Here is a 13101-nt window from a genome sequence, read left to right as displayed (position 1 = left end):
GTGCCGGGTGCTTCTCTCCTGGACCTGGCGGCCCTATTGGATGGTGTGCAGGTCGCCGATCTGCCTTCGGGTGCGGTGGTCGGGGTGGTCCAGGGGTTCGAGCAGCTGATCCGGGCGGCGCAGGCGGCCCAGGCGGTCGCGATCCATGAGCTGGAGGTCCGCCGCCCGGTGCACCCGTCTCCGGTGCCGGATGAGTTGGCGTGTGCGTTGGTGATCACGCGGCGCTCGGCGGAGATGCTGGTCGTGCGAGCAGCGTTGGCGTGCTCGCATCCGGTGGTCCTGGACGCCTGGGCTGCGGGTCGGGTGGATGCGCGCAAGGTCGACGTCCTGATGGGCGAGGTCATGGTCGCCGACCCGTCGGGTCGTGACGCGGTCCTGGCCCTCGGGTTGGCGGCGGCGGAGCGGATGACGGGTCCGCAGCTGGTCCGGTATGTGCGCGCCGCGGTGATCGCCACCGACCCCGACGCCGCCCAGGAGCGCCTGGTCGCGGCGCGGCAGGACCGGGCGGTGTCGTTGACGGCATCGGTGGACGGGATGGCGTGGCTGTCCGCCTACCTGCCCGCACCCGAGGCGGTCATGGCATTCACGGTTCTGGATGCCCTAGCCGGCACCACCCGGGTGCAGGGGGATGACCGCAGCGTGGACCAGCGCCGCGCCGACGCGTTCGCCGACGTGTTCAGCGGCATCGTGGACCGGCAGGCGACCCCGGACGGGACCCCGCTGCCGCGCCGCCACGGCCACACCATCAGCATCGGCGTCACCATCGCCGCGAGCACCCTGGCCGGGTTGGACGACCAGCCCGGGTACTTGGACTCGTTCGGGCCGATCCCCGCGGCGATGGCTCGTGAGCTGGCCCAGGACGGGACCTGGCGGCGCCTGCTGACCGACCCCACCGGCCAGGTCATCGACACCGGGACGGTCAGCTACCGGCCGGGTGCGGACCTGACCCGGACCGTGATCGCCCGGGACGTGACCTGCACGTTCCCCGGATGCCGACAACCCGCCACCCGCTGCGACCTCGACCACATCACCCCCTACAACCCCGCACTACCCGCCGCCGACCAGACCCACGCCGACAACTTGCATGCCCTCTGCAGGCACCATCACCAGGCCAAGACCAAGAAGCACTGGAACGTGCACCGCAACCCCACCACCGGGGTCACCTGGTGGACCAGCCCCGACGGCATCACCTACGCCCGCCACCCCACACCACTCCTCATCAACCCCGACGCCCTCACCTGCCCACCACCCGGACGACGACGCCAACCCCACCAGGACGACGACGAACCACCCTTCTAGCAACCGACCAGCGCCGCCCTGAAGACCACCCACCTTCCGAGGCGCAGCCCTGCCCAGCCCCTAGCTCGATCCGTGGTGTCGACCGGCTGAATCGAAGACTCGACCGCGCACAGCACTCGTCCAGGGGCAGCAGCGGGTTGTGGCGGCAGGCGGGAGCAGGCACTCGGAACGGCCTGGCACGTGGCGGGCGGACCGACTCGTCGGCGCAACCTTCGGCGTCCTTCGGCCCGAGCGCGGCGATCGACGTGAGGCGCATCTAGCCGAGCGTGGCGATGGGCCGGTGGGCGCTCGACTGGCCCGGCATGCGTCGCGGAGTCCGCCGGCTCGCGTGCGCGCCGCACCCGCCTACTTCTGGCACGTGGGGCACCAGTAGAGGTTGCGGTTGGCCATCTCTTCGACGACGACCGGTGTGCCGCTGACGAGACAGGGCAGGCCGGTGCGGTGGTAGACCCAGTTGCGCAGCGTGGGGTCGGTGAGGGCGTCGGTGTGCTCGGTCGGCGTGAGGTCTCGGGTGATGATCACGCCGGTGCGGATGCCTTCGGCGAGCAGGACTGCCCAGTCGTCCCAGAGGGCGCCGGCGGTCTCGCGGGGGACTCGGCGGCCGGGTGTGTGCGGGTCGAGGCGGGCGCGGAAGAGGAGCTCGGCGCGGTAGATGTTGCCGATGCCGGCGACCACTGACTGGTCCATCAGCAGCTGACCGACGGCGACGGAGCGCGAGGTCAGGCGGTCGATCATGACGGAGCGGGGCGAGGGCGCCGAGCCGAGCGCCGCGTCGGTGGCTTGCCCGTTCGTCGACGGGTTACTCAGCGGGGCGTAGCCGGGCCATTCGGCGAGGTCGGATGCCGGGTCTGGGCCTAGGCGGGCGACCGCGAGGGCGACCTGGGACGGGTCCAGGACCTCGCAGGCGGACGGGCCACGCAGGTCGGCGACGGTCTCGGCGGAGGCGAGGCGGACGCGGACCTGGCCGACGGGTTCGGGCGGGAACGGGTGGTCGATGCCTGCGTCGGCGCCGACCTCGCGCTCGTCCTCGCCCATGCGGACCGCTCGGCGCAGTCGCGGAGCACCCATGCTGCCGCGCGCGACGGCGCCGGGCGTCAGCGGGGTGAGCCGGCCGTAGAAGTCCCACGCGCCGTACAGACCCAGGTGCACGCGCAGGACGTCGCCCGACTCGAACTCGAGGAACAGCTGCTTGCCGACGGCGCGCGACGCCACGAGCAGCTGTCCGTCGAGTCGTCGTGCCCCGGCGGCGAACCGGCCCTGGGGCGAGCTGACCGCCAACCGGTGCCCGACGAGGTCGAGGCCCAGCTGGCGGGCGATGCGGTGGACGGTATGACCCTCGGGCACGTCCCGAAGGCTAGGCCACGCGGAGCCGCTCGGCCGCTGCGGCGATGGCAGCAGCGGCACCCGCGGCGACGGCTGCCCGGTTCTCGGCCTCGACCTGCTCGGTCAGCTGCTCCTGTCGCATGGCGGCCTCGTCGAGCACGTCGGTGATCTCGACGCCGATCAGCTCGTGCCGCTCGAGGAGCGCGTCGCGCAGGGCCTCGACGAGGTGACGGTGCTTGGACAGCAGGCGACGGACGGTGCTGCGTGCCTCGTCGAGCACACCTTCGAGCTGCTGGCGGGCGACGTGGTCGTTGAGGACCGCGGAGACCAGGTCGTGCGGGGTCGCGGCGAACGACACGAGCGAGCCGGTCATGCCCGCGGCGCCGACCATCTGGGCGGCGGTGCGGGTCGCGGCGGCGAGGTCGCTTGCGGGGCCGGTGCTCGTCTGCCCGAAGAACAGCTCCTCGGCCACCCAGCCGCCCATGGCGATCTGCACGAGCGCGCGCAGGTCGTACTGCGAGTGCGTCCAGACCTCCTCGCAGTCGCTGTGCGCGAGCAGCCCGAGCGCGTCGCCTCGGCGGATGATCGTCAGCACCTCGAGCGTGCGGTTCGGCGCGACGAGCCACGCGGTGACGGCGTGCCCGGCCTCATGGGTGGCGATGAGCGCCTGCTCGGCGGTCGTGTAGGCCACGGGCTGGCCGATGCCGACCATCTCGGTGATGCGGGCGCGCTCGACGTCGGCGAAGGTCATCGTCATCGACCCGCGCCGCAGGGCGTTGACCAGCGCCTCGTCGAGAAGGTGCTCGATCATCACGGGGGTCCAGCCGTTCGTCGCGGCGGCGAGCCGGTCGCGCAGCGCGGAGTCCTCGAGCTCGACGTCGGTGGACCGCGTCTTGAGGAAGTGGTCGACGAGCTCACGGCGGCCGTGCGCGTCCGGCGTCGAGAACGTGAGGCGGCGGTCGAACCGGCCCGGCCGCAGCAGGGCGGGGTCGAGGTTGTCCGCGCGGTTGGTCGCGGCGATGAGCAGGATCGGCGCCTTGGCGGGCTTGCGCTGCTTCATCTGACGGTGCGCGGGCATCAGCAGGTTGAGGCGCGCGACGAAGAAGTTGACGAACTTGTCGCCGCTGGTGGGCTCGTCGAACGACTGCATCTGCACGAGCAGCTCGTTCACGACGCCGCCGGTGCCCTCGGAGACGACCGCGTTGGTGACGGTGCGGGGACCACGGACCAGGTCGAACGGGCTCGCGACGAAGGACATCGACGACATCCCCCCGCGGGCCATCGCGATCGCGTCGATCTCCTCGATGAACCCGATCGCACCGCCCTCGGCGCGCGCGGCCTTGCGCAGCGCCTTGAAGTACGAGCGGATCTTGCGCGCGGTCGCGCCGTAGTACATCGACTGGAACGACGTGGCGGAGACGAACAGGAAAGGCACGCCGGCCTCGGCGGCCATCGCCTTCGCGGTCATCGTCTTGCCGGTGCCGGGCAGACCCTCGAACAGCAGACCGCGGCGCGGGGTGCCGCCCATCTGCTCCGCGAACTGGCGGTGCGTCTGGAAGAGGTCGATCGAGCGGCGCACGTCCTCCAGGACCGGGTCGATGCCGATGACGTCCTTGAGCCGGACGTCGACCTGCTCGGGGCGGTAGGTGACGTGCGGCGAGCGCCCGCCGCCGAACTGCATGGCGACCATGAGGACGATCAGGAGCGCGAAGAACGCGACGGGCGCGAGCAGGAGCGGGTCGACCGCGGGCATCGCGGGCAGGAGCCGACGGCCGGTGAGCGCGCAAAAGACGATGTACGCCTCGAGCAGTACCACGGGGAGCCCGACGCGGAACACGCGCCGACGACGCACCTTCTCGCGCGACAGGGCGATGTCGTGCGCTCCCTTGCGGATCGGGGAGGGAACGCTGTCCTGCACAGACTCCAGCTCGTCGGGCACAGGCGGTCCTTTCCCTCGGCGCCTGGGATCAGACGACGTTGCGTCGCGGGAGGTGCGATCGGACCATCGTCAGGCCGAATCGGACATATCCGCAACATCGGACATATCCGGCCACCCGAACGGTCCAACGGCGGACCCCGTCGGACCCCGCCGGCACTCGAAAGGGTCAGTGCCGCGCGTGCCGCAGCCGGGTCACCTGGAGCAGCAGGTAGTCGCGCTCGGCGATGCTCGTGGTCCGTCGCGACGCCGCCAGGAGCTGCTCGGCCGCACCGGACTCGTCGCCCGCGCGCTCGAGCAGGTGGCCGCGGACCGCGAGCAGGCGGTGGTGCTCCCCCAGCGGCTCGTCGAGCGTCTCGAGCAGGGTCAGGCCGGCCGCAGGCCCGCGCACCATCGCGAGCGCGACCGCGCGGTTGAGCGTCACCATCGGGTTGCCGGTCATCCGCTCGAGCAGCCCGTACAGCGCGAGCAGCTGCGGCCAGTCGGTCTCGTCCGCCGACGGCGCCTCGTCGTGCACCGCGGCGATCGCCGCCTGCAGCTGGTACTCGCCGACCGCGCCACGCGGCAGGGCCTCCTCGACGAGTGCGACGCCCTCCTCGATCATCGCCGCGTCCCAGAGCGAGCGGTCCTGGGAGTCGAGCGCGACGAGCTCGCCGTGCGGGCCGGTCCGGGCGGCCCGACGCGCGTCCGTCAGCAGGATCAGGGCCAGCAGGCCGGCCACCTCGGGGTCGTCGGGAAGGCTGGCGTGCAACGCGCGGGTCAGGCGCAAGGCTTCGACGGCCAGGTCGGCGCGGGCCACCGACGAGCCCGACGAGCTCGCGTACCCCTCGTTGAACATGAGGTAGAGCACCCGCAGCACCGCCCGCAGCCGGTCGGCGAACTCGTCGGGCGACGGCATCCGGAACGGCCCGTCGAGCTCTCGCAGGATGCGACGCGCACGGCTGAGCCGCTGGGCCATCGTGGCCTCGGGCACCAGGAACGCGCGGGCGATCTCGGCCGTCGTCAGCCCGCCGACGGAGCGCAGCGTGAGCGCGATCGCGGACGCGGGGCTCAGCGCCGGGTGGCAGCAGCCGAACAGCAGGAGCAGCGAGTCGTCGCCGCCGGGTTCGTCGAAGACCGCCTCGGGCGAGGCGACGAGCTCCTCGCGCCGTCGTCGGGACTCCTGCGCGCGCCACGCGTCCACGAGCCGGCGCTGCCCGACGACCACGAGCCAGGCGTGCGGGTTGTCGGGCACCCCGTCGACGGGCCACTGCGTCGCGGCCGCGAGCAGCGCGTCCTGGAGCGCGTCCTGCGCGTCCGCGAGGTCGCCGGAACGCCGCACGAGCACGGCGAGGACCCGCGGCGCGAGCGTGCGCAGCAGGAGCTCGTCGACGGCGGCCTGCGCGGGTAGTGGCTCAGACGTCGGGAGCCTCCATGACCGCGCGGACCTCGATGACCTGCTGGATCGGGACGCCGCCGACGCCCGGCGCCGCCGACGCCGTCGCCGCGATCTCGATGGCCCGCGCCTCGCTCTCGACGTCGACGATCCAGAAGCCCGCGAGGAACTCCTTCGACTCGGCGAAGGGCCCGTCGGTGATGACCGGCGGCTGCACGCCGTCGCTGCGGACCAGCTTGGCCTGGTCGGGCCAGGCGAGGCCCTCGGCGCCGACGAGCTCGCCGCTGGCGACCAGGGACGCGTCGAGGTCGTGCTGGAACTGGATCATCCGCCTGACGTCCTCGGGCGCCCAGGTGTCGACCGGCGGGACACCCTCGACGTGGTACGTCATCAGCAGCATGTACTTCACGGTGCGCTCCCTGTAGCTCGTCGCCGGTCGCCTCTGGCCCGGCCCTCACCCACTGGTCGGAGCCGTGCGCACGATCTCGACATGCATCCTGTCGTTCTTTTCCCGACGAGGGCAGGGCGCCGCGGTGTCCGTCATTCGGGATTCTCCGACGAAGCCCTTGCCGGGGGCCGACTCGTTGTTACACATCGCGGGTCGCACAGCCCTGTGGACGTGAAGGAGAAGCACCGTGGTCCACCAGCCAGCACCGTCCGTGGTCGCCCTCGTCGGCAACCCCCGCCCGGGGTCGCGCACCCTGGCCGCCGCGCAGCACGTCGCCGGCCGGCTCGGCGAGGACGTCACGTCGATCGACCTCGCGACGATCGGGCACCAGCTGTTCACCGACGATCGCTCCCTCCTCGACCCGGCCCTGGGCACGGTGGCGCAGGCCCGCCTGCTCGTCGTCGCGACGCCGGTCTACAAGGCCTCGTACACCGGGCTGCTGAAGTCGTTCCTCGATCTGTACGGCCCCGACGGGCTGGCCGGGGTCGTCGCGGTGCCGCTCGTCATCTCGGGCAACCCGGCGCACGCGCTGGTCGGCGAGGTGCACCTGCGGCCCCTGCTGGTCGAGCTCGGCGCGACCGTGCCGACGCGGTCGCTCACCGTCACCGAGGCCGACCTCCTGGACCTCGACCCGGCCGTCGACCGGTGGCTGGCCAAGGCCTCGGCGCCGCTCCAGCGCGCGCTCACGCCCGAGCTCGAGGCGGCGGCACGATGACCGCCGAGATCCTCCGCGAGCTCCAGGCCGACCTGGTGGAACACGACGAACCGCAGCTGTCGCCCGCCTCCTACAAGGAGGTCTTCCGCCGCCACCCCGCGGGGGTCGCCGTCGTGGCGTTCGTCGACGAGGGCCGGCCGGTCGGGTTCACGGCCACCTCGGTCATCTCCGTGTCCGCCGACCCGCCGCTGCTCGCGTTCTCGCTCGCGTCGACGTCCTCGTCCTGGGCACCCCTGTCCCGGGCCCGCACGATCGCGATCAGCTTCCTCGCCTCCGGGCAGGACGACGTGTCCGCGCGGTTCGCGACCAGTGGCATCGACCGCTTCGCCGCGGGCGGCTGGACCGCGCTGGCGTCGGGCGAGCCCGTCATCGACGGTGCGGTGTCCTGGGTCCGCGGGCGCATCGTGCAGCGCGCACCCGTCGGCGGCTCGTACCTGGTCTCGATCCGCGCCCTCGAGCACGGGATCGACGACGAGGCACTCCCGCTCGTCTACCACGACCGCACGTATCACCGGATCGGCGACCACACGGCCGTGTGACGCCGGCCGGACCTCCGGACAGCACAGACCCGCCGGGCCTCGGAGCCCGGCGGGTCTTGTCGTGCGCGAGGCACGGCCGAACATGACGCGAGTCGCGCCACGGGTGTCCGTGGCGCGACTCAGGTCCTGCTCGGCGCCGCCCTACGAGGACGACCTGGCTCCCGCGCCCGCGCCGACGAGGGCGTCCGCGTCCCGCGCGAACCACTCGGCCGCCAGGAGCTCGTACGAGCGGGCGGTGTCCGACGGATCGTGCGTGATCGTCGTGAGCAGCAGCTCGTCGGCGCCGGTGGCGCGCACGAGCGCATCGAGGCCCGACGCGACCGACGCGGCGTCGCCGACCAGCCGCGAGACGATGCGGTCGCGCAGGAGTGCGCGCTCGTCGTCGGACCGCTCGTCCCACGGGGTCGTGGTGCCAGGGCGCGGGTACGGGATGGCGCGGGCGCCCGAGCGGATGGACAGGACCCAGGCCGCGAAGGGGTCCGCCAGGGCGGCCGCCTGCGACGACGTCTCCGCGACGAGCACGTCGGCCGAGACCACCACGTACGGGGCTGCGAGCACGCCCGGGCGGAACGCGGACCGGTACGCCTCGACGGTCTCGAGCACCGTCGACGGGCTCACGTGGTAGTTCGCGGCGAGCGGCAGACCCAGCTCGCCGGCCACGCGGGCACTCTCCCCCGCGCTCGACGCGAGCACCCACAGGGCCAGGTCGGAGCCCTGCACGGCGGGGCTGACGGCGTCGCGGCCGTCGTCGGCGCGCGCGGTACCGGCCTGCAGGTCGAGGACGGTGCGCAGCTCGTCGGCGAACGCGCCGGGCGTGCGACCGGCGCTGAGGTAGCGCTGCTGCGCGACGAACCGCGCGAGCAGGTCGGGGTCCCGGAAGCTGAAGGGTGGGGTCGCAGGCACGAGGAGCCCCTCGACGACGCGATCCTCGGAGACGACCGGCGGCGCCGGCGGCGCGGGCGTCGCGGCTGCCTTGTCGGAGGGCGGCGGGAACGACGCGCGTCCGAGGCCCAGGTCGACGCGCCCGGGGTGGGCGGCCGCGATGGTGCCGAACTGCTCGGCGGCGACGACCGGGCTCGTGGACCCGAGCAGGACGGCGGCCGACCCGACGCGCAGGGTCGACGTGACGCCCGCGGCGAGCGCGGCCAGCACGCCCGGAGCGGCCGAGGCCACGCCCGGGGCGAGGTGGTGCTCGGCGAACCAGATCCGCCGGTAGCCGAGCCGTTCGACCAGCCGCGCCCGGTCGAGCGACGCCTGGAGCGCCTGCGCGCCGGTGCCGCCCTCCCACACGGGTGCGAGGTCGAGGACGGACAGGGGGACGCGTGTCATCGGGACTCCTGGAGGACGAGACGGGACAGGTGGAACGCGGGGTCGGAGGCACGCACCGGGTCGTCGACCGGCTCGTCGGCGAGGTCGGCCAGGACCCGGCCGATCGCGGGCCCGAACTTGAAGCCGTGGCCGGAGAAGCCGGCGGCGACGACCAGCGGTCCGCGGCGGTCGAGGATGAAGTCGTGGTCGGGCGTGGTCGTGTAGGTGCACGAGATCGGGTGCGGGGTGCTCGCGTCGACGCCCGGCATCCACTGCTCGGCGTACCGCTGCAGGAGCGCGAGCTGCCCGGGTTCGGGCGTGAACGTGCGGTGGTCCGGGTCGGTCACCGGACCGACCGCGTGGAACCCGACCTTGACGCCCTCGCCAGGCGTCAGCAGTCCGTACGTTCCGCTGGGGTACGGATGTACACCGAGCGGCTGGTGTGTGAACGACGGCCAGTCGGCGGGGTAGGCGAGGTCGAAGTGGGCGGGCTGCTCCTGCGTCACCACCAGCGGGAGCGGCCGGCCGAGCAGCGAGCCGGTCCAGGCGCCGACGGCCAGCACGACCCGACGAGCGCGGACGGGTCCGTCGGAGGTCTCGACGACGACGCCGTCGGCGGCGACCGTCAGCGAGAGCACACGGACGCCGTGGCGGACGTCGGCGCCGTGCGCGCGGGCGTCGTCCTGCAGCGCAAGGACGGCGCGGTCGGCGTGCAGGCGGCCGGCCGTGCGGGTCTCGTGCAGCACCGACCCCTCGAACCGCAGGCCGGTCCACCGCTCGGCCGCCTCGTCGGGCGTGAGGACCTCGTGCGCGATGCCGCGGGCCTCGAACGCGGCCACGAGCGACGGCGCGGGGGCTCCGTGGCTGACGCCGCCGGTGATCGTGAGGAGCTCCGAACCGGTCGCGTCCTCGAGGGACCGCCAGAGCCCGAGCGCCTCGATCGTGAGGTCGAGGTACTCGGCGCGATCGTAGGTCTGCCGGTAGATGCGCGAGGCTCCGTGCGAGGCGCCTTGGACGTGGCCCGGCTCGAAGCGCTCGAGCAGGACCACCGACCGGCCGCGGCGAGCGAGCTGCCAGGCGGCCGCCGAGCCCATGACGCCGCCGCCGATCACCAGGTGGTCGACGTTCTCCATGCGTGGGCTCCTTGCCTCGAGAAAAACACGGTGGCCGGCCGGGCGTCCCCCGACCCCGGCCGGCCACCGTCGAGTGCGCTGGTGTGAAGACCAGGGGCACTCGGTCCAGGGTGGTCAGCTGGTCTTCGGCAGACCCGGGGGGTTGGTCTCGGACTTCTCGATCGCCTCGGCCTGCAGGCCCCAGCGCTCGAGCACCTGCTGGTAGGTGCCGTCCTCGAAGGTGTGGTTGAGGGCCGCGGTCACGGCCTCGGCGAGCCCGGAGCCCTTGAGGGTGGCCACGGCGATCTGCGCCGTGTCGGGCCAGCCGCCGTTGAGCGTGCCGACGACCTTGAACTGGTCGGGAGCGGTCGCCGCGCTGTACGCCAGGCTCGCGTTCGGGCCGACGTAGGTGTCGAGCCGGCCAGACTGCACGGCGAGCAGGACGTCGGAGTAGTTCTCGTAGTACTCCGGCTCGCCACCCTTGATCGGCTCGAGGCCCGCGTCGATGTTCTCCTGGTTCCAGGCGAGCAGGATCTTCTCCTGGTTGGTGCCGGACCCGACGCCGACCGTGAGGCCCGCGATGTCCTTGGGCTCCTTGATCTGCTTGACGTCGCTGCCGGCGGCCGTCAGCCAGCCGAGTTGGTCGTTGCGGTACGACGAGAAGTCGTAGAGCTCCTTGCGCTCCTCGGTCACCGTGACGTTGGAGATGACCGCGTCGACGTCCCCGGACTGCAGCGCGAGCGGCCAGTCGGCCCACGCCTTGACCTCGAGCTCGAGCTTCAGGCCCAGGGCGTCGGCGATGAGCGAGGCGATGTCGGGCTCGTTGCCGATCGGCGTCTTCTCGTCGTCGGCGAGGAAGCCGAGCGGCGGGAGGCCACCGGCCGTCGTCGAGACCTTGAGCACGCCGGACTCCTTGACCGCGGCCGGCAGCAGCGCGATGGCGTCGGCCGACTCGGTCGAGTGGATGCGGTCCTGATCGGGGCTGGTGTTGATCGTCAGTCCGGCGGCTGCGGTGGCGGAGCCCGAGGGCTCGGCCGCCACGTCGTCGTCCGCCGCGGCCGATCCGCTGCACGCGGCGAGCGCCAGCAGGGGCACGAGGGCCAGTGCGCTCAGGAGCCGGGTACGTCGCAGGGGTGTGGTCACGGGAGGTTCTCTCTTTCGGTGGTGTGCGCAGGCGCGCGGGTGAGCGGGGAACGATCAGGGGTGCATGCAGGCGCAGAGGTCAGAGCACCTTGTCCAGGAAGGCCTTGGTGCGGGCGTGCTGCGGGGCGTCGAGCACCTGGGTCGGTGTGCCCTGCTCGACGATCCGGCCGCCGTCCATGAAGACGATCGAGGTGGCGACCTCACGGGCGAACCCAATCTCGTGCGTCACGACGACGAGGGTCGTGCCAGTCGCGGCGAGGTCGCGGATGACGTCGAGGACCTCGCCGACGAGCTCCGGGTCGAGCGCCGACGTCGGCTCGTCGAAGAGCACGACCGACGGCTTGACCGCGAGCGCCCGGGCGATGGCCACGCGCTGCTGCTGGCCGCCGGATAGCTGGCGGGGGTAGGCGTCGGCCTTGTCGGACAGCCCGACGCGCTCGAGCAGCGCACGGCCCTCCGCCTCGACCTCGGCCCGCGGCCGGCGCTGCGCCGAGATGGGCGCCTCGATAACGTTCTCGAGCGCGGTCAGGTGCGGGAAGAGGTTGAAGTTCTGGAACACGAACCCGATGCGGGTCCGCTGCGCCAGCACATCCTTCTCCTTGAGCTCCTGCAGCGCTCCGTCGGAACGCCGCCGGTAGCCGATGAGGTCGCCGTCCACCGAGATGAGGCCGCGATCGACCTTCTCGAGGTGGTTGATCACGCGCAGCAGGGTCGACTTGCCCGAGCCCGACGGCCCGAGGATCACCGTGACCTCGCCGGGCCGGACCGTCAGGTCGATGCCGTCGAGCACCTCGAGCGTCCCGTAGGCCTTGTGCACTCCGCGCACCTCGACCAGACCCGCCTTGACGAGCCCCGCGGCCATCAGAACCCACCCCGCTGGGTGCGGACCAGGAGGTTGCGGGCGCCGCGTCCGTAGCTCGGTGGGAGGTCGCCGGGCAGTGGTCTGCCGGTGAGGCGGGACCAGCTCACGCCCAGGCCCCAGCGTGCCTTCTGGATCGGCGTGGGCGGCAGCTGGCGCAGGGCGCCCTTGGCGTAGTGCCGCTCCAGGTAGTACTGCGCGATCGTCAGCACGGTGGTCAGGACGAGGTACCAGATGCCCGCGACGATCAGCAGCGGGACCACGCGCTGGTTGCGGCCGTAGATGACGCCGACGATGTAGAACAGCTCGCCGTACGCCAGGACGTAGACCACCGACGTGCCCTTGACCAGGCCGATGATCTCGTTCACGGCGGTCGGCACGATGGTGCGCATGGCCTGCGGCAGGATGATCCGCCGCTGCTGGCGACGCCGGGGCAGGCCGAGCGCCGCGGCGGCCTCGTGCTGGCCCTGGTCGACGCCGATGATGCCGGCGCGGATGATCTCGGACGCGTACGCCGCCTGCGAGAGCCCGAGCCCGAGGACCGCGGCACCGAACTTGTCGATCACGGACAGGGTGTCGAGCTCGACGAACGACGGGCCGAACGGCACCCCGAGCGTGAGGTGCGGGTACAGGTACGCGAGGTTGTACCAGAGCAGCAGCTGGAGGATCAGGGGCACGGACCGGAAGATCCAGATGTACCCCCACGCGACCGACCGCAGCAGCGGTGACCTCGACAGCCGCATGAGCGCGAGCACGGTGCCGAGCCCGAACCCGACCACGGCGGCCGCGGCGGTGAGCCGGATGGTGCCCCACAGCCCGTCGAGCACGGACGGCCAGGTCAGGTACTGCCAGACGACCCCCCACTCCCACTTGGGGTTGGTGAGCAGCGAGCTGACGACCATCGCGAGCAGCACGGCGACGATCGCGGTCGCGACCCAGCGCGCGGGGTGGCGCGCGCCGTAGACGCGGGGTTCGTCGTGGACGACGACGTCAGGCACGTCGGGCAGGACGTCGTCCTTCTTCAGGAAGGCGGTGGACACGGTG

Annotated in this window: 12 protein-coding genes; 3 read left to right on the top strand and 9 right to left on the bottom strand. The window is 72.5% G+C overall.

Features of this window, described 5'->3' with window-relative positions; translation table 11 throughout:
• On the top strand, positions 1–1299 hold a 1299-nt coding region (locus AC1DZC_RS19450), incomplete at its 5' end, for an HNH endonuclease signature motif containing protein (protein ID WP_477044402.1).
• 345 nt (positions 1300–1644) lie between these two features.
• On the opposite strand, the gene AC1DZC_RS19445 is transcribed toward AC1DZC_RS19450, so the two are convergent.
• From AC1DZC_RS19445 to AC1DZC_RS19430, 4 genes are all read right to left on the bottom strand, one after another.
• On the bottom strand, positions 1645–2643 hold the full coding sequence (locus AC1DZC_RS19445) for an Fpg/Nei family DNA glycosylase (protein ID WP_477044401.1): 999 nt from the start codon (positions 2641–2643) through the stop codon (positions 1645–1647).
• Positions 2644–2653: 10 nt separating this feature from the next.
• The gene (locus AC1DZC_RS19440; RefSeq protein ID WP_477044400.1) at positions 2654–4561 is read right to left on the bottom strand and encodes an AAA family ATPase; all 1908 of its coding nucleotides are present in this window, start codon (positions 4559–4561) and stop codon (positions 2654–2656) included.
• A 166-nt stretch (positions 4562–4727) separates the two neighbouring features.
• Entirely contained in the window at positions 4728–5915 is a 1188-nt protein-coding gene (locus AC1DZC_RS19435) for an RNA polymerase sigma factor (RefSeq protein WP_477044403.1), read from the bottom strand.
• A 37-nt stretch (positions 5916–5952) separates the two neighbouring features.
• Entirely contained in the window at positions 5953–6333 is a 381-nt protein-coding gene (locus tag AC1DZC_RS19430) for a YciI family protein (protein ID WP_477040907.1), read from the bottom strand.
• A gap of 235 nt (positions 6334–6568) precedes the next feature.
• On the opposite strand from AC1DZC_RS19430, the gene AC1DZC_RS19425 reads away from it, so the two are divergent.
• Both AC1DZC_RS19425 and AC1DZC_RS19420 read left to right on the top strand, forming a co-directional pair.
• Positions 6569–7096 carry an NADPH-dependent FMN reductase gene (locus tag AC1DZC_RS19425; protein ID WP_477044399.1) on the top strand — a complete coding sequence of 176 codons (528 nt, stop codon included), beginning with the start codon at positions 6569–6571 and terminating at the stop codon, positions 7094–7096.
• Positions 7093–7635, top strand: a complete 543-nt coding sequence (locus AC1DZC_RS19420) for a flavin reductase family protein (protein ID WP_477044398.1) — start codon at positions 7093–7095, stop codon at positions 7633–7635. The genes AC1DZC_RS19425 and AC1DZC_RS19420 overlap by 4 nt, the downstream gene beginning before the upstream one ends.
• Positions 7636–7776: 141 nt before the next feature.
• Here the strand turns inward: AC1DZC_RS19420 and AC1DZC_RS19415 are convergent, their stop codons facing one another.
• The 5 genes from AC1DZC_RS19415 to AC1DZC_RS19395 form a co-directional block, all read right to left on the bottom strand.
• On the bottom strand, positions 7777–8964 hold the full coding sequence (locus AC1DZC_RS19415) for an LLM class flavin-dependent oxidoreductase (RefSeq protein ID WP_477044397.1): 1188 nt from the start codon (positions 8962–8964) through the stop codon (positions 7777–7779).
• Positions 8961–10076, bottom strand: a complete 1116-nt coding sequence (locus AC1DZC_RS19410) for an FAD-dependent oxidoreductase (RefSeq protein ID WP_477044396.1) — start codon at positions 10074–10076, stop codon at positions 8961–8963. The genes AC1DZC_RS19415 and AC1DZC_RS19410 overlap by 4 nt, the downstream gene beginning before the upstream one ends.
• Before the next feature lie 114 nt (positions 10077–10190).
• Complete coding sequence (locus AC1DZC_RS19405) at positions 10191–11198, bottom strand: ABC transporter substrate-binding protein (protein WP_477044395.1); 1008 nt, start codon at positions 11196–11198, stop codon at positions 10191–10193.
• Positions 11199–11277: 79 nt separating this feature from the next.
• The gene (locus tag AC1DZC_RS19400; RefSeq protein WP_477044394.1) at positions 11278–12060 is read right to left on the bottom strand and encodes an amino acid ABC transporter ATP-binding protein; all 783 of its coding nucleotides are present in this window, start codon (positions 12058–12060) and stop codon (positions 11278–11280) included.
• Complete coding sequence (locus tag AC1DZC_RS19395; RefSeq protein WP_477044393.1) at positions 12060–13097, bottom strand: amino acid ABC transporter permease; 1038 nt, start codon at positions 13095–13097, stop codon at positions 12060–12062. Before AC1DZC_RS19395 ends, AC1DZC_RS19400 begins: the two co-directional genes overlap by 1 nt.
• Positions 13098–13101 lie beyond the last annotated feature (4 nt).

This window comes from Cellulomonas sp. P2_B4 (assembly GCF_056404795.1).
The sequence above is the reverse complement of the archived record's forward strand: the minus strand, read 5'-3'. Positions and strand labels throughout refer to the sequence as shown.

Coding starts and splice junctions, on each gene's coding strand:
- AC1DZC_RS19420 (WP_477044398.1), top strand. CDS start 7,093: ATGACCGCCGAGATCCTCCGCGAGCTCCAGGCCGACCTGGTGGAACAC.
- AC1DZC_RS19410 (WP_477044396.1), bottom strand. CDS start 10,076: ATGGAGAACGTCGACCACCTGGTGATCGGCGGCGGCGTCATGGGCTCG.
- AC1DZC_RS19400 (WP_477044394.1), bottom strand. CDS start 12,060: ATGGCCGCGGGGCTCGTCAAGGCGGGTCTGGTCGAGGTGCGCGGAGTG.
- AC1DZC_RS19415 (WP_477044397.1), bottom strand. CDS start 8,964: ATGACACGCGTCCCCCTGTCCGTCCTCGACCTCGCACCCGTGTGGGAG.
- AC1DZC_RS19430 (WP_477040907.1), bottom strand. CDS start 6,333: ATGCTGCTGATGACGTACCACGTCGAGGGTGTCCCGCCGGTCGACACC.